Consider the following 18,990-nt stretch of genomic DNA (forward strand, 5'->3'; position numbering starts at 1 on the left):
AGACGCCCCGATGACCCGAGTTTCCCATGCACTTACTCGACCCCTGCGAGCACGGTCGGCGCTCCGCGCTTTCCTGAACGGGGAGGCAGTGAGCGGGATCGTGCTGATGCTGGCGGCGGCAGCGGCGATGATCGTCGCGAACAGTCCGCTGGCAAACGATTATTTCGCACTGCTTCAGTGGCATGTCGGACCGCTGTCGGTGCTGCACTGGATCGACGATGCGTTGATGGCGCTGTTTTTCCTGCTGGTCGGGCTGGAGATCAAGTGCGAGCTGGTCGACGGGCATCTGTCAAGCTGGTCCGATCGTGCGCTGCCGACGATCGCGGCGGCCAGCGGGATGGCGGTGCCGGCGCTGATCTACCTGTTCGTCGTGGCGGGCTCGCCGGGGCTGGCGCGCGGCTGGGCGATCCCCTCAGCCACCGACATCGCCTTTGCAATCGGGGTCATGGCGCTGCTCGGGCCGCGGGTGCCCGCGTCGCTCAAGCTGTTCCTGACCACCGTCGCGATCGTCGACGACATGGGCGCGGTCGTGGTGATCGCCCTGGCCTATACCGCATCGATCGGGGGGGTGGCGCTGCTGGCCGCGGCGGCGATCATGGGGGTGATGGCGGTGCTCGGGCGCAGGGGCGTGACGCGGCTGTGGCCGTATCTGCTACTGTCGGTGGCGCTGTGGGGCGCGGTGTGGATGTCGGGAGTGCATGCGACGATCGCTGGCGTGCTGGCGGCGCTCATGATTCCGATCCGTTGCTCACCGGGCGCGCCCGATGATGCGCGCTCGCCGCTTCACCGGCTGGAACATGGATTGCAGCCGTGGGTCGCGTTTCTGGTGGTCCCGGTGTTCGGCTTCGCCAACGCCGGCGTTTCGCTGGCGGGCGTCGGGGTGGCGACGCTGCTCCAGCCGCTGCCGTTGGGGGTCGCGGCAGGGCTGGCGATCGGCAAGCAACTGGGGGTGTTCGGCGCGGTTGCCGCGGCGGTGCGGTTCGGCTGGGCGCAGCGGCCGCGCGACGCCTCATGGGTGCAGATCTACGGCGCGGCGCTGTTGTGCGGGATCGGCTTCACGATGAGCCTGTTCATCGGCGGGCTGGCCTTCGCCGACGCGGCGCACGTCGATGCGGTAAAGATCGGCGTGCTGGCGGGATCGCTGCTGTCGGCAGCGGCGGGCTTCGCCGTGCTGCGCCTCGCGTCCTTTCGGCGTGTGCCGCGTTGAGCCGGGATGCTTCTGTCCCTCGCGCTCGCCGCCAGTGTCGCCACCTTCGATCCGCTGCGCTTCTTCGCCGGGGAGACGCGCGGTACGGCTGCGCTGAAGGTCATCCTGCGTAAGGCCCGACCGGTAAGCGTACGCGGCACCGGGCGGATCGACCGCGACGGCATTCTGACGCTCGACCAGATCGTGAGCGAGGGCGACAAGCCGCCACGCCCGCGCCACTGGCGGCTGCGCCAGATCGCGCCGGGGCGCTATACGGGCACGCTCACCGATGCGCGCGGGCCGGTAACCGGCGTGGTCGACGGCGCGACGCTGCGGCTGGCGTTTACCAGCACCGGCGGCTTCCGGGTGCGCCAGACGCTGACGCTGCAACCCGACGGGCGCACGCTCGCCAACCGGCTGGAGGCGCGGCGGTTCGGGATCAGGGTGGCGGTGCTGACCGAACGGATCGTCAAGCTGTCGTAAGGGAACGCGGTCGCGGTGCCGGCGGTTGGCGAGGGCGAACAATCCGGAGCGAGCGATGACCGATACCGTGGTGCAGACCCGTCAACGCGAGATCGCGACCGAGCATCTGCTGTTCAAGCTGATCGAATATGTCGAGGCCAAGCATCCAGGGCTGCTCGATCATCTGGAAGACAGCCTCGACCACCTCGGCGATCCGGCCAATGACGCGACCAAGGATGACGACGGCGTGCGCAAGATCGCGCGGCGGATGATTACGGGCGCACGGCGGGACAGTTAGTCTCCGCCGCCCCACCTCCTAGACTGCGCTCAACGAAAGGCGGGAGCCCGGATCAACTCCGGGATGACGGTGGAGGGAAGGCGTCGCCAGAACGTCCTGTCATTGCGAGCGAATCCAGAACCGGATCAGGACGCCTTGGCCTGCCTTGCTACGCTCGCAACGACGAACCTACCGCGTCAACCGCGTGACATGCCCCATCTTGCGCCCTTCGCGCGTCTCGCGCTTGCCGTAGAGGTGCAGATAGGTATCGCGCGCGGCCACGAAGTCCGGCCAGCGCTCCCAGTCTGCGCCGATCAGATTCTCCATTTCCGCGCCCTTGGCGACCAGCGCCGTGTCGCCCAGCGGCAGGCCACAGATCGCGCGGACGTGGTTGGCGAATTGCGAGGTCGCCGCGCCCTCGATCGTCCAATGGCCCGAATTGTGGACGCGCGGCGCCATCTCGTTGAACACCGGGCCCTCGGCGCTGGCGAAATATTCGCAGGTCAGCACGCCGACATGATCGAGCGCATCGGCGATCCGCCCGGTAAGCGCCGCCGCCTCGGTCCATTGCGCGGCGATCTCGGCGGGAGCGGGCAAGGTCGAGCGGTGCAGGATGCCGTCGCGATGCTCGTTCCACGGCGGCGGGTAGCTGGTGATCGTGCCATCGCGCCCGCGCACCAGGACGATCGAGAATTCATGCGTGAACTCGACGAACGCCTCAAGGATCGCCGGCCCGCCGATCGCTTCCCACGCCGCGTCGGCGTCGGCGGGCGAGTGGAGGCGGGTCTGCCCTTTGCCGTCATACCCGAAGCGCGTCGTCTTGAGCACCGCCGGGCAGCCGATCGTCGCGATCGCTGCATCCAGCTCTTCACGCGATGCGACCGCCTGCCAGCGGGCGGGGCGCCCACCGACCTGTTCGACGAACTGCTTCTCGCGCACGCGGTCCTGTGCGACGGCGAGGCTGCGCGGGCCGGGATAGACCGGGACGCGCTCGGCAAGCCACTCGACCGGCCCGACCGCGACATTCTCGAACTCGTAGGTAACCACGTCGCATTGTGCGGCGAAGTCGGCGAGCACGACCTTGTTGTGGTAATCGGCGCGCGTCAGCGACGAGGCGGTCTGCGCCGCGACGCTCTCGCGATCGGGGGCGAGGACGTGGGTGCGATAACCGAGATCGGCCGCTGCGCTGGCGATCATGCGGCCAAGCTGCCCGCCGCCAAGGATGCCGATCGTGCTGCCGGGGGCGATCACCGTCATGCCGGATCGACCGCGACGCCGTCGGTCTGCTTCGCGCGCCACGCCTGCAACCGCTGCGACAGCGCCTCGTCCGACAAGGCAAGGATTGAGGCGGCGAGCAAGGCGGCGTTGATCGCGCCGGCCTTGCCGATCGCCAGCGTGCCGACGGGGATGCCACCCGGCATCTGCACGATCGACAGCAGGCTATCCATGCCCTTCAACGCCTTGGACTCGACCGGCACGCCCAGCACCGGCAAATGCGTCATCGACGCCGCCATGCCGGGCAGATGCGCCGCGCCGCCAGCACCGGCGATGATGACCTTCAGCCCGCGATCGGCGGCACCGGTCGCGTACTCGTACAGTCGTTGCGGGGTGCGATGCGCGGAAACGACCTTCGTCTCGTGCGCGACGCCGAGCGCATCGAGCGTCTCGCTCGCATGACGCATCGTTTCCCAATCCGAGGTGGAGCCCATGATGATGCCAACGTGCGCCATCGCGTGCGGTTAGCGGCGTCGGGCGGGGAGGGCAACCGCCTTTCCGCCGCCGTCACCCTGCGCCATTGGAGCATCCGGCAACGTTCATATGCCGTCGCCCCTGCGCAGGCAGGGGCCCATGTCTGTGTCGTCCGGGCGAGTGGCTGACACAGGAACGTCATCCCCGTGTCAGACCGGCGCGACCGACTTCACAGTCTTGGGCCCCTGCCTGCGCGGAGCGACGGGTGCGCTACGCCGCCAGCGGCAGTTCCTGCATCGCCTCCGCCGCCAGCGCGATCGAGTGGCGGCGCGCCTGATGGTCGTAGATCGCGCTGGTCAGCATCAGCTCGTCGACGCCGGTCCGCGCGACGAACGCCGCGATCCCGCGGGCCACCTCGTCGCGCGTGCCGATCGCGCTCGCCGACAGCGCATGGTCGAGGATGGCGGCATGCTGCGCCGGCAGCGACGCGCGATAGCCCGGCACTGGCGGCTTCATCCGCCCCGGATTGCCGGTGCGCAGCGCGACGAACTGCTGCTGCTGCGAACTGGCGAGAAGCTCGGCTTCCTCATGCGTGTCAGCGGCGAAGACGTTGAAGCCGGCCATTGCATAGGGTTTGGCGAGCGTCGCCGACGGGCGGAAATCGCGCCGGTAGATGTCGAGCGCCTGATCCAGCGCATCGGGGGCGAAGTGCGACGCAAACGCATAGGGCAGCCCGAGCATCGCGGCGAGCTGCGCGCCGAACAGGCTGGAGCCGAGGATCCACATCTCCGGCTTCGCGCCCGCCCCCGGCGTCGCGGTGATACCGGTGCGCCCGTCGTCGGCGAAATAGCTCTGCAGCTCGACGACATCGCGCGGAAATTCATTGGCGTCGCTGGAAAGATTGCGACGCAGCGCGTGCGCGACCCGCTGGTCGGAGCCGGGTGCCCGCCCGAGCCCGAGGTCGATGCGGCCGGGGAACAAAGCGTCGAGCGTACCGAACTGCTCGGCGATCTGCAGCGGCGCGGAGTTGGGCAGCATGATTCCGCCGGAGCCGATGCGGATGCGGCTGGTCGCCTGCCCGACATGCGCGATTACTACGGCGGTCGCCGCCGAGGCGATCCCGGTCATGCCATGATGCTCGGCCACCCAATAGCGGTTGAAGCCGAGCTGTTCGGCATGCGCCGCCAGGTCGGCTGCGTTGGCGAGCGATTGCGCGACCGAGCCGCCCTCGGTTACGGGGACGAGATCGAGAAGGGAATAACGGGTCATGGCAATAAGGTGGGGAGCCAAGCGGAGGACTGCCAGCGGAGTTACGGTTGGCGGCAGGATAGCAGGAGTTTGCGTGCGGGGTGACTGCCTTCGCCAAACCCACTAAAGCGCCGCGCCATGCACCCGGCCTTCCCGCACGTCGATACGTGGATCTTCGACCTCGACAACACGCTCTACCCGGCGAGCGCCGACCTGTTCGCGCACATCGACCGCCGGATGACCGCGTTCATCGCCGACTTCCTGAACGTCGATCCCATCGAGGCGCGCCGCATCCAGAAGGAATATTTCCTCGGCCACGGCACCACGCTCGCCGGGTTGATGGCGGACCACGACGTCGATCCGCATGCCTTCCTCGCCTATGTCCACGACATCGAGATGGATGCGCTGGAAGAGAATGCCCCGCTCGCCGCCGCGATCGCACGACTGCCGGGGCGCAAGCTGGTCTTCACCAACGGCGACCGCCCCTATGCGCTCAAGGTGCTGGAGCGGCTCGGCCTCGGGCAGAGTTTCGAGGCGGTCCACGACATCGTCGCGATGGACCTGGTGCCGAAGCCTGCGGTGGCGGCCTATGCCGGGCTGTGCGCCGCGTTCGATATCGAACCGACCCGCGCGCTGTTCGTCGAGGACATGGCGCGCAACCTCAAGCCCGCCAAGGCGATCGGGATGACCACCGTCTGGGTGGACAACGGGTCCGAGCAGGACCACGACGCCGACCGATCCTATGTCGACCACCGCGTGACCGACGTCACCGCGTGGGTCCAGTCTGTTTTGGAGGACCAATGACCGCCGAGCTTTCCGCCACGATCGATGCCGCGTGGGAGAACCGCGCCGAGCTGGGGCTGACCACCGGGGGCGAGGTGCGCGTCGCGGTCGACCGGGCGCTGGCGCTGCTCGATGCCGGGCAGGCGCGGGTCGCCGAGCCCGACGGCAATGGCGGCTGGCGCGTCAACCAATGGCTCAAGAAGGCGGTGCTGCTCAGCTTCCGCCTCAACGACAATGCCTTGATCGATAACGGCCCCGGCGCCGGCCACTGGTTCGACAAGGTGCCGAGCAAATTCTCGGGCTGGAGCGAGGCCGAGTTCCGCAGCGCCGGCTTCCGCGCGGTGCCGGGCAGCATCGTGCGGCGCGGCGCGTTCGTCGGCAAGGGCGCGATCCTGATGCCGAGCTTCGTCAACATCGGCGCCTATGTCGGTGAAGGCACGATGGTCGACACCTGGGCGACGGTCGGCAGCTGCGCGCAGATCGGCAAGAACGTCCACCTCTCGGGCGGTGCCGGCATCGGCGGCGTGCTCGAGCCGTTGCAGGCCGATCCGGTCATCATCGGCGATGGCGCGTTCATCGGCGCGCGCGCCGAGGTCGCGGAGGGCGTGCGCGTCGGCGAGGGCGCGGTGCTGTCGATGGGCGTCTATCTCGGCGCCTCGACCAAGATCATCGACCGCGCGACCGGCGAGACGTTCCGCGGCGAGGTGCCGCCCTATGCGGTGGTCGTGCCCGGTTCGATCGGTGGCGGCGACGGCAAGCCGGCGCTCTATTGCGCGGTGATCGTCAAACGCGTCGATGCGCAGACCCGCAGCAAGACCAGCATCAACGACCTGCTGCGCGACTGATCCGGCGGGTTCCGTCATTGCGAGCGTAGCGAAGCAATCCAGGGACGGATCAGAACGACCCGGATTGCTTCGCTACGCTCGCAATGACCCGAGCCGAAAACCCTCCGAACCTTTCCCGCGCTTCTTCGTTGCCGCGACGTAACGACAATCAAGAAGGTCGCGAGGGTAGATGAGGAAGGGGCTTTTCGCCGCCGCCGCGTTGCTGGTGGCGGGTACGGCACAGGCGCAGCAGGTCGATATAGGCGCATCGCCGCCCGACGACCCCAATGCGCCCAAGCCGGGCGCGAGCGCGACGACCCGTTCCGGCGATACGCAGCGCCAGCCGCGTACCCCGGCCGCGCGCCGCCCGCACGACACCTCGCCCTCGTCGTTGGTCGGCGACACGCAGAGTTCGCCGCCGCCGGGGCTGATCGGCGACTGGCAGGAGATCCGCACGCGGCTCGGCCGGCGCGGGATCGGGCTGACCGCGCGTTATGCCTCGGAGAGCGGGTATAATTTTGCCGGCGGCGACCGGAAGCTGTTCCGCGAGACCGGTCAGTTCGACGTCGGCGCGCTGCTCGATATGGAGAAGCTGGCCGGGATCACCGGCGGCGCGGTGCAGGCCACGGTGACGTGGCGGCGCGGTTATGACCTGACCACCGATGCGGGCCTCGACACGCTGCAACAGGTGCAGGAAATTTACGGCCGCGGGCAGACGGTGCGCCTTACGCAATGGTGGTGGGAGCAGAAGATCGGGACGAAGACCGAGGTGAAGCTGGGGCGCACCAACCCCGGCGAGGATTTCGCGGCCTTCTCCTGCCACTTCATGAACCTCAGCTTCTGCGGTGCGCAGCCCGGCAATCTGGCGGGCGATTACTGGTACAATTGGCCGGTCAGCCAGTGGGGCGCGCGGGTGCGCGTCGCGCTCGACGGCGATCGCTACGTGCAGGGCGCGGTGTATGAGATCAACCCGCGCAATCTGGAGAAGGACTTCTTCGTCGGTCACTTCCACGGCGCGACCGGCGTGCTGATCCCGGTCGAGACCGGCGTCAGCCGCGGCGGCGACGATGGCAAGGTCGGGTCGTACAAGGTCGGCGGCTGGATCGCGACCGCCGATGGCGACGACGTGCTGCTCGACCGCGACCGCCGCCCGATCGTCCTGACCGGCGTCGCGCCGCTACGGCGCTCGGGCCGCTACGGCGTCTATTTCACGATGCAGCAGCAACTCACTGGCACGTCCAAGGGCGGCAAGTCGCTGACCGGGCTGGGCGTCTTCCTCAACGTGACGCAGACCGACCGCAAGACCAGCGTCACCGACAATCAGGTTTCGCTCGGGCTGTTCTACAAGGGGCTGGTGCCGGCACTTCCCGGTGACGTGCTGGGCGTCGCGGTCGCACGCACCAACGTCAGCGGCCGCGCCGCGCGCGCTGACGAACTGATGCCGGGCACGCCCGTGCGCGATGCCGAATATGCCGCCGAGGTCTATTACAGCCTGCACCCGATCGACTGGCTCGAGCTGCGCCCGAACGTGCAATGGGTCCACCAGCCCGGCGGCGTGCGCGGCGCACCCGATGTCGGCGTCGTCGGACTGAAGGCCGCGCTGACGCTCTGACGGCGATCTTGTATAACATGTAAAACAAAATGCCTCGACACCGTCATGTGGCGCGCCTATCCCGAAGCGATCAGAGAAGAAGGACTTCCCATGCCGACTGCCAGCAAGGTTCTCGACCGTGTGCTCGTGCTGGAGATGGTGCGCGTCACCGAAGCCGCGGCGATCGCCGCCTCGACGCTGACCGGGCGCGGTGACGAAAAGGCCGCCGACGCTGCCGCGGTCGAGGCGATGCGCGCCGCGCTCAACGAACTCGACATCGATGGCACGGTGGTGATCGGCGAGGGCGAGCGCGACGAGGCGCCGATGCTGTTCATCGGCGAGAAGGTCGGCAGCGGGCAGGGACCGGCGATCGACATCGCGCTCGATCCGCTGGAGGGCACGACGATCTGCGCCAAGTCGGGGCCGAACAGCCTGGCGGTGCTGGCGATCGCCGAGAAGGGCGGCCTGCTCAACGCGCCCGACGTCTATATGGACAAGCTCGCGGTCGGCCCCGGGCTGCCGGCGGGCGTGATCGACCTCGATCGCACGCCGACCGAAAATGTCCAGGCGATCGCGGCGGCCAAGGGCGTCGCACCCAAGGACATCATCGCCTGCGTCCTCGACCGTCCGCGCCACGAAGCGTTGATCGCCGAGTTGCGCAGCATTGGCTGCGGCGTGGTGCTGATCGGCGACGGCGACGTCGCGGGCGTGATCGCGACCAGCGACCCCGACACGACGATCGACGTGTATATGGGCTCGGGCGGCGCGCCGGAGGGTGTGCTGGCGTGCGCGGCGCTGCGCTGCGTCGGCGGGCAATTCAAGGGCCGCCTCTTGTTCCGCAACGACGACGAGCGCGGTCGCGCGCGCAAATGGGGGATCGAGGATCTCGACCGCCAATATGATCTCAAGGATCTGGCGAAGGGCGACTGCATCTTCGCGGCGACCGGCGTCACCGACGGCTCGCTGCTCGAAGGCGTGCGCCGCGTCGGCGGCAAGATGACCACCGAGAGCGTCGTGATGCGCGCCTCCTCGGGCACGGTGCGCTGGGTGAAGGGCGAGCACCGCCTGAACCCGTGATCGTGGCCGGCGCGGCGCTGGCGTTGGCGCTGGCGCTGGCGAGCCTTGCGCTGCTGCTGCACGGTGCTCGCGTCGGCTATTGGCCGCGCCCGCCTGCGGTCGTGCCGGGCGCGGTGCGGCATCGCTGGTTCGCGCGGCTGGCGCTGCGCCCGCTGGTGCATTTCGGCGCGGTCTCCGTGCTGTTGCTCGTCGCGCTGGGCCGGATCGACTCGGTCCAGCATTTCCCGTCTGAATTGCGCTCGGCGCGGATGCTGGCGGTCGCGTGGATCGGGCAGCCGGGGTGGGCGCCGTTGGCGATCGGTGCGGCCGCCGGGGTCGTGATCGCCGCCGTCCTCGAACGGCGCGGTCGGAGCGTGACGCTGGGCGATGTGCGCGCGGTCACGCCGATGCGCCGCGCCGAACTCGGCTGGGGCGTACTGCTCGCGATCGTGGCGGGCGTGGCCGAGGAGATGTTCTTCCGGCTGCTGCTGCCGTTGCTGATCGCGATCGTTACGGGGTCGGCGCTGCTCGGCTTCGTGGGGGCGACGGCGGCGTTTGGCTATGCGCATCGCTATCAGGGCGCGCGCGGGGTGATGGGAACCGTGATCGCGGGCGTGTTGCTGACGGTGGTGTATCTGGTGTCAGGGCGACTGTGGGCGGCGATGCTCGTCCATGCCGCAATCGACCTCAATGGTTTGGTGTTGCGACCGGTGTTGGCGGGGAAGTTGGCTAGGCCGTCATTGCGAGCGTAGCGAAGCGGTTCAGGGCGTCCTGATCCGACTCTGGATTGCTTCGCTACGCTCGCAATGACGAGTGGGGAGGAAATTCCGGCGACGAAAAGTTAGATTTGCCCCAACGCCGCCAACACCGGCGCGACATGCTCGTGCCGGCAGATCAGCAGGTCCGGCATGTACGTGTCCGCGCAATTATAGATCAGCGGTGACCCATCGATGCGGCTGACGTGCAGCCCATGCGCGCGCGCTACCGCGGCGGGGGCGCAACTGTCCCACTCATATTGCCCGCCCGAATGAAGGTAGATGTCGGACTGGCCGAGGATGATGCTCATCGCCTTCGCGCCCGCGCTCCCCATCGGTACCAGCTCCGCGCCCAGCGCCTCGGCGACCGCCACCGCTTCGCGCGCGGGGCGCGAGCGGCTGACCACCATCCGCAGCTTTTCGGGCGCGGGCGGGACTGCGCGCGGCGCGTCGCTGCGCAGCACGAGCCCCGCCGCGGGCAAGGCGACCGCGCCGGTCGTCGGCACGCCGTCGATCGCCAGCCCGACATGCACCGCCCAATCGGCGCGCCGCTCGGCATATTCGCGCGTGCCGTCGACCGGATCGACGATCCACACCCGCGAGCGATCGAGACGGACCGGGCAGTCCTTTTCCTCCTCGGACAGCAACCCGTCCGCGCCACGCTGCGCACGCAACGCCTCGACCAAGAAGCGGTTGGCGATGGCATCCCCCGCTTTCGCCAGCGCCTGCTCGGTCAGCGCCGCGCTGTCGCGCACCGTCAGCAGCAGCGCGCCCGCCACCTCGGCGAGATGCGCTGCCAGTGCCGCGTCGCTCGTCTCCACGGTCATGCGCGGCGCAGCAGCAGGTCGACGATCTGCTCGGCGGCCTGCTCGGGGGTGGTGACGGTGGTGTCGATCCGCACCTCGGGCGCGGCGGGGCGCTCATAGGGGCTGTCGATGCCGGTGAAGTTCTTGAGCAATCCGGCGCGCGCCTTCTTGTAGAGGCCCTTCACGTCGCGGCGCTCGGCTTCCTCGAACGGCGTGTCGACGAACACCTCGACGAACTCGCCCGCGGGGAGCATCGCGCGCACCATCTCGCGCTCGGCGCGGAACGGGCTGATGAACGCGGTCAGCACGATCAGCCCGGCGTCGGTCATCAGCTTCGCGACCTCGCCGACACGGCGGATGTTCTCGATCCGGTCGGCCTCGGTGAAGCCGAGATCCTTGTTGAGCCCGTGGCGGACATTGTCGCCGTCGAGCAGGAAGGTATGCCGCCCGAGCGTGTGGAGCCGCTTTTCGACCAGATTGGCGATCGTCGACTTGCCCGACCCCGACAGGCCGGTGAACCACAAGACCGCCGGCTTCTGGTCCTTGAGCGCGGCATGGGCGTCGCGGCCGACGTCGACCGCCTGCCAATGGACGTTCTGCGCGCGGCGCAGGCTGAAATGCAGCATCCCCGCCGCGACCGTCGCGTTGGTGAGTTTGTCGATCAGGATGAACCCGCCGAGCGTGCGATTGTCGGCATAGGGCTCGAACACGATCGCACGGTCGGTGGTCAGCTCGGCGACGCCGATCGCGTTGAGGTCGAGCGTCTTGGCGGCGAGCTGTTCGAGCGTGTTGACGTTGACGACGTATTTCGGCTGCTGGACGGTCGCCGAGACGGTCTGCGTCCCCAGCTTGAGCCAATAGCCGCGCCCGACGCGCAGCGCCGCATCGTCGAGCCACACCAAGGTCGCCTCGAACTGGTCGGCGGCCTCGGGCGGTTGTTCGGCGGCGGCGATCACATCGCCGCGCGAACAGTCGATCTCGTCGGCGAAGCAGAGCGTCACCGACTGCCCGGCGACCGCCTGCTCCAGATCGCCGTCGAGCGTGACGATCCGCGTCACCGCCGAGGTCTTGCCCGACGGCAGCACGCGCACCTTGTCCCCCACCGCGACGCGCCCGGTCGCGATCAACCCCGAGAAGCCGCGGAAGTCTAGGTGCGGGCGGTTGACCCATTGCACCGGCATCCGGAACGGCTTGTCGGCATCGACCGACGCGAGCACCTCGACCGTCTCCAGATGCTCGACCAAAGTCGGCCCGTGATACCAGGGGGTGTTCGCCGACCGGGCGGTGATGTTGTCGCCCCTGAAGCCGGAGATCGGCAGCGCGGTGAACCCTTCGATCCCGATCGAGCGCGCGAAGGCGGTGTAATCCGCGACAATCGCGTCGAACGTCGCCTGATCGTAGCCGACCAGATCCATCTTGTTGACCGCCAGCACGATGTTGCGGATCCCGATCAGGTGGCAGAGGTAGCTGTGCCGCCGCGTCTGCGTCAGCACGCCCTTGCGCGCGTCGATCAGGATCACCGCGAGGTCGGCGGTCGATGCGCCCGTCACCATGTTGCGGGTATATTGTTCGTGGCCGGGGCAGTCGGCGACGATGAACTTGCGCTTCTCGGTATTGAAGAATCGATAGGCGACGTCGATCGTGATCCCCTGCTCGCGCTCGGCGGCGAGCCCGTCGACCAAGAGCGCGAAGTCGATCTCCTGCCCTTGCGTGCCCTGTTTGCGCGAATCGCTTTCCAGCGCGGCGAGCTGATCCTCGAAGATCATCTTCGAATCGTAGAGCAGCCGCCCGATCAGCGTCGACTTGCCGTCATCGACCGAGCCGCAGGTGATGAAGCGCAGCATCGTCTTGTGCTGATGACTGTCGAGATACGCATCGATGTCGCGCGCGACCAGATCGTCCACAACGTAAGCAGGTGCAGTGCTCATCAGAAATACCCCTGCTGCTTCTTCACTTCCATCCCCGCGCCGCCGGCATCCTTGTCGATCGCGCGCCCCTGCCGCTCGCTGGTGGTGGTGAGCAATGTCTCCTGGATCACCTGCGGCAGCGTCGTCGCATGGCTCTCGACCGCGCCGGTCAGCGGATAGCAGCCGAGCGTGCGGAAGCGGATCGAGCGCAGCACCGGCGCCTCGCCGGGCAGCAACCGGAAGCGATCGTCATCGACCATCAGCAGCATCCCGTCGCGCTCGACGGTCGGGCGCTCGGCGGCGAAATAGAGCGGGACGATCGGCACGTCGTTCAGATGGATATATTGCCAGATATCCAGCTCGGTCCAGTTCGAGATCGGGAAGACGCGGATGCTCTCGCCCTTGTTCTTGCGGGCGTTGTAGAGGTTCCACAGCTCGGGCCGCTGGTTCTTCGGGTCCCAGCCGTGCGTGGCGGTGCGGAAGCTGAAGATCCGCTCCTTGGCGCGGCTCTTCTCCTCGTCGCGGCGCGCGCCGCCGAACGCAGCGTCGAATCCGTAATGGTCGAGCGCCTGCTTCAGCCCCTCGGTCTTCCACATGTCGGTGTGGAGCGCGCCATGGTCGAACGGATTGATCCCGCGCTCGATCGCCTCGGGATTCTGGTGGACGAGCAGGGTCATCCCGCTCTCCGCCGCCATCCGGTCGCGCAAAGCGTACATCTCGCGGAACTTCCACGTCGTGTCGACATGCAGCAGCGGGAAGGGCGGGGGGCTGGGGAAGAACGCCTTGCGCGCGAGATGCAGCATCACCGCGCTGTCCTTGCCGACCGAATAGAGCATCACGGGATTGTTCGCCTCGGCCACCACCTCGCGCATGATGTGGATCGCCTCGGCCTCGAGCCGTTGCAAATGGGTGAGCCGGTGATGATCGAGCAACCGTGACATTCGCTTCCCTTTACGCCGGACACGCGTGTCCGGTCGTTATGCATCTGTCATCCCTTGCGCGGAAACACGTGGCAGCGGGGCGTGGAATTGGTTGCGGCGGGGCAATGGCAGCTTTTGCACGAGGGCCGTCATTGCGAGCGTAGCGAAGCAATCCGGGACGTCCGGGGCCGACACTGGATTGCTTCGCTGCGCTCGCAATGACGGTTGCTTGTGGATAGTGGAGCGCATCAAAAGAAAGGGTTGCAGATGAAGCGTTTGATGATGGTGGCAGTCGCGGCGGCGGCGCTGGTGACCGCGAGCGGCGCGGCCGCGCAGGACGTGCGCGTGATGACCTTCAACGTCCGTTTCGCCTGCGATTGCGACGGCCCCAACGTGTGGCCCGCCCGGCGCGACCTGTTCATGCAGACGGTGCGCGAGGCGAACCCGGACGTGATCGGCACGCAGGAACTGCTCAAGACGCAGGGCGACGACATCGTCCGCGCGCTGCCGCGCTATCGCTGGTTCGGGCGCGATCGCGACGGCGGGCACAAGGGCGAGCATATGGGCGTCTTCTACCGCACCGACCGGCTGAAGCTGATCCGCAGCGGCGATTTCTGGCTATCCGAGACCCCCGAGATGCCGGGCAAGATCAGCTGGGGCGCGAACCTGCCGCGCATGGTGACGTGGGGCGTGTTCGAGACGACCGGCAGGACGAAGCGCCGCTTCCTGATGGCCGACACGCACTTCGCGCACCGCGGCGCGGAGGACGAGGACGCGCGCAACCGCTCCGCCGCGCTGATCGCTGCGCGGCTGCCGGCGATCGCCAGGGGGTTGCCGATCGTGCTGACCGGCGATCTGAACACCACGCCGGACAGCGCCGCGGTCCGCCGGCTGACCGCGTTCCTCACCGACGCCTCGCGCCTCGCGCGCACCCCCGACGCGCCGAGTGGTACGTTCCACGACTTCACCGGCACGCCCGAGGCGGGGAAATGGATCGACTATATCCTCGTCAAGAGCTTCCGCCCGGTGGCGGCGAAGGTGCTGACCACGCACGAGGGTATGCGCTACCCGTCCGACCATTTCCCGATCGTCGCCGATCTGAAGGGGGAGTAATCCTCCATCATCCCGGACTTGATCCGGGATCCCGCTTCCTGCGCCTTACGGAAAAAGGAGCGGGGCCCCGGATCAAGTCCGGGGCGACGAAATATCGGCGTCGCGTCCTACAACGGCATCCCCGCCTGCAATCGCTCCAGCTCGACCGGATCGTGGGTACAGGTGACGGTCACCGAGTCGCGCCGCTCGATCGACAGCCGGCGCAGTCGCTGCTGATTGTCGAGCCGCGCGGTGGCGTCGACCTCCATCAGTCGCTGATAGGCGCGCAATCCCGGCGTACAGCGCCGCCGCGCCGCGCGCATCTCGCCGCGATAGAAATACGCGTCGCCGGCGTGGAGCAGCCAGCGCCCGTCGTCCTGCCGCACCGCCACGCCGGCATGGCCCCAGGTATGGCCGGGTAGCGGCACCATCAGGATCTCGGGCGGCAATCCTTCCAGATCGCGCACGGCGTCGAACCCGAACCACCGCTCGCCGCGCGCGCCATAGCGTTCCCAGCGCTGCACGTCGTCGAGCTGCGCCGGGCGCCAGCGGTTGCGCGCGACGGCCCCCGCGCGCGGACCGGTGGCGTCGTCATATTCGCGCTGCATGACGTGAACGGTGGCGTTCGGAAAATCCTCCAGCCCGCCGGCATGATCGAAGTCGAGATGCGTCGCGACAATGTGGCGAACGTCGTCGGCGCGATAGCCCAGCGCCTCGATCTGGCGGATCGCGGTGTCGCGCTCGTGAAGTCGGATGTTGAGCATCATCCGCCACGGCACGCTGATCCGCGGGTCGGGCCGCCGGTGCGGATGCGCGACGTCGCGCAGGCCATAGCCGGTGTCGACCAGTACCAGACCATGGCCGTCGGTCTCAATCAACAGACAATGGCAGACGATCCGGCCAAGGGGGCCAAGACTGCGCCCGTCAAACAACGCGCCCCCGACCGGACAATCAGTTCCGCAATTCAGATGGAAAATTCTCATCGGGCACCTCCGCCCCGACCGTAAGATATTAGCCAAGTTGCTGACATTACGTCGATCAGCCTGATTCTCTAACCGACCTCATTGTTCGGCGGGTTAATGGTCATTTTACTCCTGCACGATAGCACGGCGGTTGTAGGGGAGGACCCCGGCTCAGGCGCCGATCTCGGTTTTCGGCGCGCGGGACGGCGCGATCCACAGCGTAACAGGCGCCCGGCGCCACGGCTTGTCACGGTGGGTCCGACGTCGGGTCAAGGAGCACCAAGTTCATGTCGATCACCCCCGTGGTCGCGGCCGGCGACCTGTGCCTGCCGTCGATCGGACTGCTCGCCGACGATCTGTTGCAGGCGTTCGCCGCCGGCGACGTCGTCCGGCTCGATCTGTCGGCGGTCGCCGCACCCGATCTGAGCGTGGTGCAACTGGTCGAGTCGGCGCGGCGCAGCGCGCGCGACGACGGCCGCGATTTCGCGCTGACCGCCCCGGTCGGCGCGCCGTTCCGCGCGCTGCTGGCGCGCGCCGGCTTTACTCCCGCGTCCGACGACGACGCGGCCTTCTGGTTTCACGGAGACTCCGCGCAATGACCGCCTCGATCCTTACCGTTGACGACAGCGCCAGCCTGCGGATGGCGATCCGCATCGCGCTCACCGGCGCCGGCTATGCCGTGACCGAGGCGGTCGACGGCGCCGACGGGCTCGCCAAGGCGACCGGCACGCGCTTCGACATGATCGTCACCGATCTCAACATGCCCAACATGGACGGGCTGTCGATGATCCGCGCGCTGCGCCAGCAGCCGGCGCAGGCGGGCGTGCCGATCATCTTTCTCTCGACCGAATCGGACGCCGACATGAAGGCGCAGGCAAAGGCGGCGGGCGCGACCGGCTGGCTGGTCAAGCCGTTCCAGCCCGAACAGCTGATCCGCGTCGCGCAGAAAGTGCTCGGCAAGTGACCGAGGACCCGACAGCCACCTTCCGGGTGGAGGCGGGCGAACTGCTCGACCAGGTCGAACAGGGGCTGCTCGACCTCGGTCACCGGCTGGGCGACATGGCGCTCGTGAACGCGGTATTCCGCGGGCTGCACACGCTCAAGGGCTCGGGCGCGATGTTCGGCTTCGATGCGCTGGCGGCATTCACACACCATTGCGAGAGCGCGTTCGACCGCGTCCGCAAGGGCGAGGTGCCCGCCACGGCCGAGCTGGTGTCGGTGATCCTGTCGGCGCGCGATCATATGGCGGGGCTGGTCGACGGCGAGGCGCCACAGGCCGAGGGTGACGCGATCCTCGCGCGGCTCGCCGCGGCGGTGGAGGCGGCACGCGGTGGCGGCGGCATGCCGGCCGACGCGCCGGCGGACGCGCAGGGCTGGCGGCTTTTCTTCCGCTTGCCCGTTGATGCGATGGCGAACGGCACCAATCCGCTGATGCTGCTCGACGAACTTCGCGATCTGGGCGAGGCGGAGGTGCGCGTGCGCACCGATTCGCTGCCGCCGCTGGGCGAGCTGGTGCCCGATGAATGCCATCTCGGCTGGGACGTCGTCCTGCGCGGCGACATCTCTCGCGAGGCGATCGAGGACGTGTTCATCTTCGTCATGGACGACATGACGCTGGAGATCGCGCCGCTGGGCGACGAGGCACCAGCCGAGCCGGTCGCCTCGGAAGACACGCCCGCCACTGCCACGCCCGTCGACGCGGTCGCGCCGACGGCCGGCGCCGGCGGCCCGCCTGCCGCGACCCAGCCCGCCGTCGAGAACGTCCGCGTCCCCGCCGACCGGCTCGACGCGCTGATGGACCGCGTCGGCGAACTCGTGATCGCGCAGAGCCGGCTGTCGCAGCTCGCGAACAACCGCCACGACCTGCTGCTGCGCTCGGTCACCGAGGATATCGAGCGGCTGTCCGGCGAGTTGCGCGACACGATGATGGTGTTGCGCATGGTGCCGGTGTCGTCGCTGTTCGGCCGTTTCCGCCGCCTGATCCACGATCTGGCGCGCGAGACCGGCAAGTCGATCGAGCTGCAGACGTCGGGCGAGACCACCGAGGTCGACAAGACCGTAATTGAGCGGTTGTTCGATCCGTTGGTCCATATCATCCGCAATTCGTGCGACCACGGCCTCGAAGCTCCGGCCGACCGCATCGCGGCGGGCAAGTCGGAAACCGGGCTGGTGCGGCTGAGCGCGCATCAGGCCGGTGGCGAGGTGCTCATCACGATCGTTGACGACGGGCGCGGGATCGACCGCGAGCGGGTCCGCGCCAAGGGCGAGGCCAACGGGTTGATCGAGCCGGGGCAGCAACTCGCCGACGAAGACCTGTTCGGGCTGATCTTCCACCCCGGCTTCTCGACCGCCGCGCAGGTCACCAACCTGTCCGGCCGCGGCGTCGGCATGGACGTCGTCAAGCGTACGATCGAGAGCCTGCGCGGCTCGATCAGCGTGGTGAGCGAGACCGGCAGGGGCTCGACGATCACGCTGCGCATCCCGTTGACGCTCGCGATCATCGAGGGGTTGTTGGTACGCGTTGGCGAGAGCCGCTACGTCATCCCGCTGTCGGCAGTCGAGGAATGTCTCGAACTGTCGCTCGAGGACGACCTGCGCTCGCGCGGACGCAGCCTCATCACGCTGCGTGACCGGCTGGTACCGTTCGTGCGGTTGCGCGACCTGTTCAGCACCGGCACGCGCCCCGATCCGCACCAGAAGATCGTGGTGGTCGCCACCGGGCGCGAGCGCGTCGGGCTGGTCGTCGACCAGATCATCGGCAACCACCAGACCGTCATCAAATCGCTGTCGGCCTTCCATCGCGGCGTCGGCAGCTTCTCCGGCGCGACGATCCTCGGCGACGGCAATGTCGCGCTGATCCTCGACGTCGCGCAACTGGTCGCGATGGCGCAACCCCGTGAGGAGACGCTCCGTGCCGCAAGCTAAGCAACGCGCCGCCGCCGCCATGGCCGCGACGGACACCGCCTGGAACGAGCGCGGCGAGCTGGAGGTCCTGACCTTCGACGTCGGCGGCGAGACGCTCGCGCTGGAAGCGACGATGGTCCGCGAGATCCTCGACCTGCTGCCCGAGACGTTGGTGCCCGGTGCGCCCGCGCTGGTGCGCCACGTCGTCAACTTCCGCGGGCGGATCGTGCCGGTCGCCGACCTGCGCCTCGCCTTCGCGATGGAGGCGGCGGAGACCACGCCCGACAGCCGGATCGTAGTGATCGAGCTGCCGTTCGACGGTGAGGCGACGCTGATCGGGCTGCGCACCGACCACGTCCGCGAGGTCGCGACGCTGACCGCCGACGCCAGCGAGGAAGCGCCGGTCGTCGGGATGCGCTGGCATCGCGATTACGTCCGCCGGCTGGTCCGCTGGCGCGACGATCTCATCATCCTGCCCGATCTCACCGCCATCTTCGCGGCGGTGCTTTCGCCGCGCGCCTGACGCCT

The 18,990-nt window shown here is 68.2% G+C and carries 20 protein-coding genes; 13 read left to right on the forward strand and 7 right to left on the reverse strand.

Annotated features, from left to right (window positions below):
- Positions 1-10 precede the first annotated feature (10 nt).
- The 3 genes from nhaA to BACI71_RS14200 are packed head-to-tail and all read left to right on the forward strand — an operon-like array spanning position 11 to position 1,946.
- Positions 11-1,207: a Na+/H+ antiporter NhaA gene (gene nhaA, locus BACI71_RS14190; RefSeq protein ID WP_159759666.1), complete on the forward strand. Its 1,197-nt coding sequence runs from the start codon at positions 11-13 to the stop codon at positions 1,205-1,207.
- 6 nt (positions 1,208-1,213) lie between these two features.
- A complete protein-coding gene (locus BACI71_RS14195; protein ID WP_159759668.1) occupies positions 1,214-1,669 on the forward strand; it encodes a DUF3833 family protein in 456 nt (151 codons plus the stop codon).
- A gap of 55 nt (positions 1,670-1,724) precedes the next feature.
- Entirely contained in the window at positions 1,725-1,946 is a 222-nt protein-coding gene (locus BACI71_RS14200; protein WP_159759670.1) for a hypothetical protein, read from the forward strand.
- Between the two features lie 168 nt (positions 1,947-2,114).
- Here BACI71_RS14200 and BACI71_RS14205 read toward each other — a convergent pair whose 3' ends face one another.
- The 3 genes from BACI71_RS14205 to BACI71_RS14215 all read right to left on the reverse strand — a co-directional run bounded on the left by BACI71_RS14205 (position 2,115) and on the right by BACI71_RS14215 (position 4,883).
- Entirely contained in the window at positions 2,115-3,182 is a 1,068-nt protein-coding gene (locus BACI71_RS14205) for a 5-(carboxyamino)imidazole ribonucleotide synthase (RefSeq protein ID WP_159759672.1), read from the reverse strand.
- The gene (gene purE, locus BACI71_RS14210; protein WP_236552994.1) at positions 3,179-3,655 is read right to left on the reverse strand and encodes a 5-(carboxyamino)imidazole ribonucleotide mutase; all 477 of its coding nucleotides are present in this window, start codon (positions 3,653-3,655) and stop codon (positions 3,179-3,181) included. Before purE ends, BACI71_RS14205 begins: the two co-directional genes overlap by 4 nt.
- 229 nt (positions 3,656-3,884) lie before the next feature.
- Complete coding sequence (locus tag BACI71_RS14215; RefSeq protein WP_159759676.1) at positions 3,885-4,883, reverse strand: LLM class flavin-dependent oxidoreductase; 999 nt, start codon at positions 4,881-4,883, stop codon at positions 3,885-3,887.
- A gap of 117 nt (positions 4,884-5,000) precedes the next feature.
- Here BACI71_RS14215 and BACI71_RS14220 point away from each other — a divergent pair, with 117 nt between their 5' ends.
- The 5 genes from BACI71_RS14220 to BACI71_RS14240 all read left to right on the forward strand — a co-directional run bounded on the left by BACI71_RS14220 (position 5,001) and on the right by BACI71_RS14240 (position 9,868).
- Positions 5,001-5,666 carry a pyrimidine 5'-nucleotidase gene (locus BACI71_RS14220; RefSeq protein WP_159759678.1) on the forward strand — a complete coding sequence of 222 codons (666 nt, stop codon included), beginning with the start codon at positions 5,001-5,003 and terminating at the stop codon, positions 5,664-5,666.
- Entirely contained in the window at positions 5,663-6,490 is an 828-nt protein-coding gene (gene dapD / locus BACI71_RS14225) for a 2,3,4,5-tetrahydropyridine-2,6-dicarboxylate N-succinyltransferase (RefSeq protein WP_159759680.1), read from the forward strand. The genes BACI71_RS14220 and dapD overlap by 4 nt, the downstream gene beginning before the upstream one ends.
- A 169-nt stretch (positions 6,491-6,659) precedes the next feature.
- Entirely contained in the window at positions 6,660-8,081 is a 1,422-nt protein-coding gene (locus BACI71_RS14230; RefSeq protein WP_159759682.1) for a carbohydrate porin, read from the forward strand.
- A gap of 90 nt (positions 8,082-8,171) precedes the next feature.
- The gene (gene glpX, locus BACI71_RS14235; RefSeq protein ID WP_159759684.1) at positions 8,172-9,137 is read left to right on the forward strand and encodes a class II fructose-bisphosphatase; all 966 of its coding nucleotides are present in this window, start codon (positions 8,172-8,174) and stop codon (positions 9,135-9,137) included.
- Positions 9,134-9,868: a CPBP family intramembrane glutamic endopeptidase gene (locus BACI71_RS14240; RefSeq protein ID WP_159759686.1), complete on the forward strand. Its 735-nt coding sequence runs from the start codon at positions 9,134-9,136 to the stop codon at positions 9,866-9,868. The genes glpX and BACI71_RS14240 overlap by 4 nt, the downstream gene beginning before the upstream one ends.
- Positions 9,869-9,957: 89 nt before the next feature.
- Here BACI71_RS14240 and BACI71_RS14245 read toward each other — a convergent pair whose 3' ends face one another.
- Genes BACI71_RS14245 through cysD form a run of 3 tightly spaced genes read right to left on the reverse strand, consistent with a single transcriptional unit; the run spans position 9,958 to position 13,525 of the window.
- Positions 9,958-10,698 (reverse strand): 3'(2'),5'-bisphosphate nucleotidase CysQ, encoded by a 741-nt coding sequence (locus tag BACI71_RS14245; RefSeq protein ID WP_159759688.1) that lies wholly within the window; start codon positions 10,696-10,698, stop codon positions 9,958-9,960.
- The gene (cysN, locus tag BACI71_RS14250) at positions 10,695-12,605 is read right to left on the reverse strand and encodes a sulfate adenylyltransferase subunit CysN (protein WP_159759690.1); all 1,911 of its coding nucleotides are present in this window, start codon (positions 12,603-12,605) and stop codon (positions 10,695-10,697) included. The genes BACI71_RS14245 and cysN overlap by 4 nt, the downstream gene beginning before the upstream one ends.
- The gene (cysD, locus tag BACI71_RS14255; RefSeq protein WP_159759692.1) at positions 12,605-13,525 is read right to left on the reverse strand and encodes a sulfate adenylyltransferase subunit CysD; all 921 of its coding nucleotides are present in this window, start codon (positions 13,523-13,525) and stop codon (positions 12,605-12,607) included. The genes cysN and cysD overlap by 1 nt, the downstream gene beginning before the upstream one ends.
- A 246-nt stretch (positions 13,526-13,771) precedes the next feature.
- On the opposite strand from cysD, the gene BACI71_RS14260 reads away from it, so the two are divergent.
- Positions 13,772-14,617, forward strand: coding sequence for an endonuclease/exonuclease/phosphatase family protein (locus BACI71_RS14260; RefSeq protein ID WP_159759694.1), 846 nt, complete (start codon positions 13,772-13,774; stop codon positions 14,615-14,617).
- A 107-nt stretch (positions 14,618-14,724) separates the two neighbouring features.
- Here the strand turns inward: BACI71_RS14260 and BACI71_RS14265 are convergent, their stop codons facing one another.
- Positions 14,725-15,579, reverse strand: coding sequence for an MBL fold metallo-hydrolase (locus BACI71_RS14265; protein ID WP_159759696.1), 855 nt, complete (start codon positions 15,577-15,579; stop codon positions 14,725-14,727).
- A gap of 266 nt (positions 15,580-15,845) precedes the next feature.
- Here BACI71_RS14265 and BACI71_RS14270 point away from each other — a divergent pair, with 266 nt between their 5' ends.
- From BACI71_RS14270 to BACI71_RS14285, 4 genes are read left to right on the forward strand one after another with little or no spacing between them, the layout of a single operon-like run.
- Positions 15,846-16,157 carry an STAS domain-containing protein gene (locus tag BACI71_RS14270; protein ID WP_159759698.1) on the forward strand — a complete coding sequence of 104 codons (312 nt, stop codon included), beginning with the start codon at positions 15,846-15,848 and terminating at the stop codon, positions 16,155-16,157.
- Positions 16,154-16,522 carry a response regulator gene (locus tag BACI71_RS14275; protein WP_159759700.1) on the forward strand — a complete coding sequence of 123 codons (369 nt, stop codon included), beginning with the start codon at positions 16,154-16,156 and terminating at the stop codon, positions 16,520-16,522. Before BACI71_RS14270 ends, BACI71_RS14275 begins: the two co-directional genes overlap by 4 nt.
- Complete coding sequence (locus tag BACI71_RS14280) at positions 16,519-18,483, forward strand: chemotaxis protein CheA (RefSeq protein WP_159759702.1); 1,965 nt, start codon at positions 16,519-16,521, stop codon at positions 18,481-18,483. The genes BACI71_RS14275 and BACI71_RS14280 overlap by 4 nt, the downstream gene beginning before the upstream one ends.
- Positions 18,484-18,502: 19 nt before the next feature.
- Positions 18,503-18,985 (forward strand): chemotaxis protein CheW, encoded by a 483-nt coding sequence (locus BACI71_RS14285; RefSeq protein ID WP_159761226.1) that lies wholly within the window; start codon positions 18,503-18,505, stop codon positions 18,983-18,985.
- Positions 18,986-18,990 lie beyond the last annotated feature (5 nt).

The sequence above is a fragment of the Sphingomonas sp. 8AM genome, from assembly GCF_902506455.1.
Taxonomy (GTDB): Bacteria; Pseudomonadota; Alphaproteobacteria; order Sphingomonadales; family Sphingomonadaceae; genus Sphingomonas.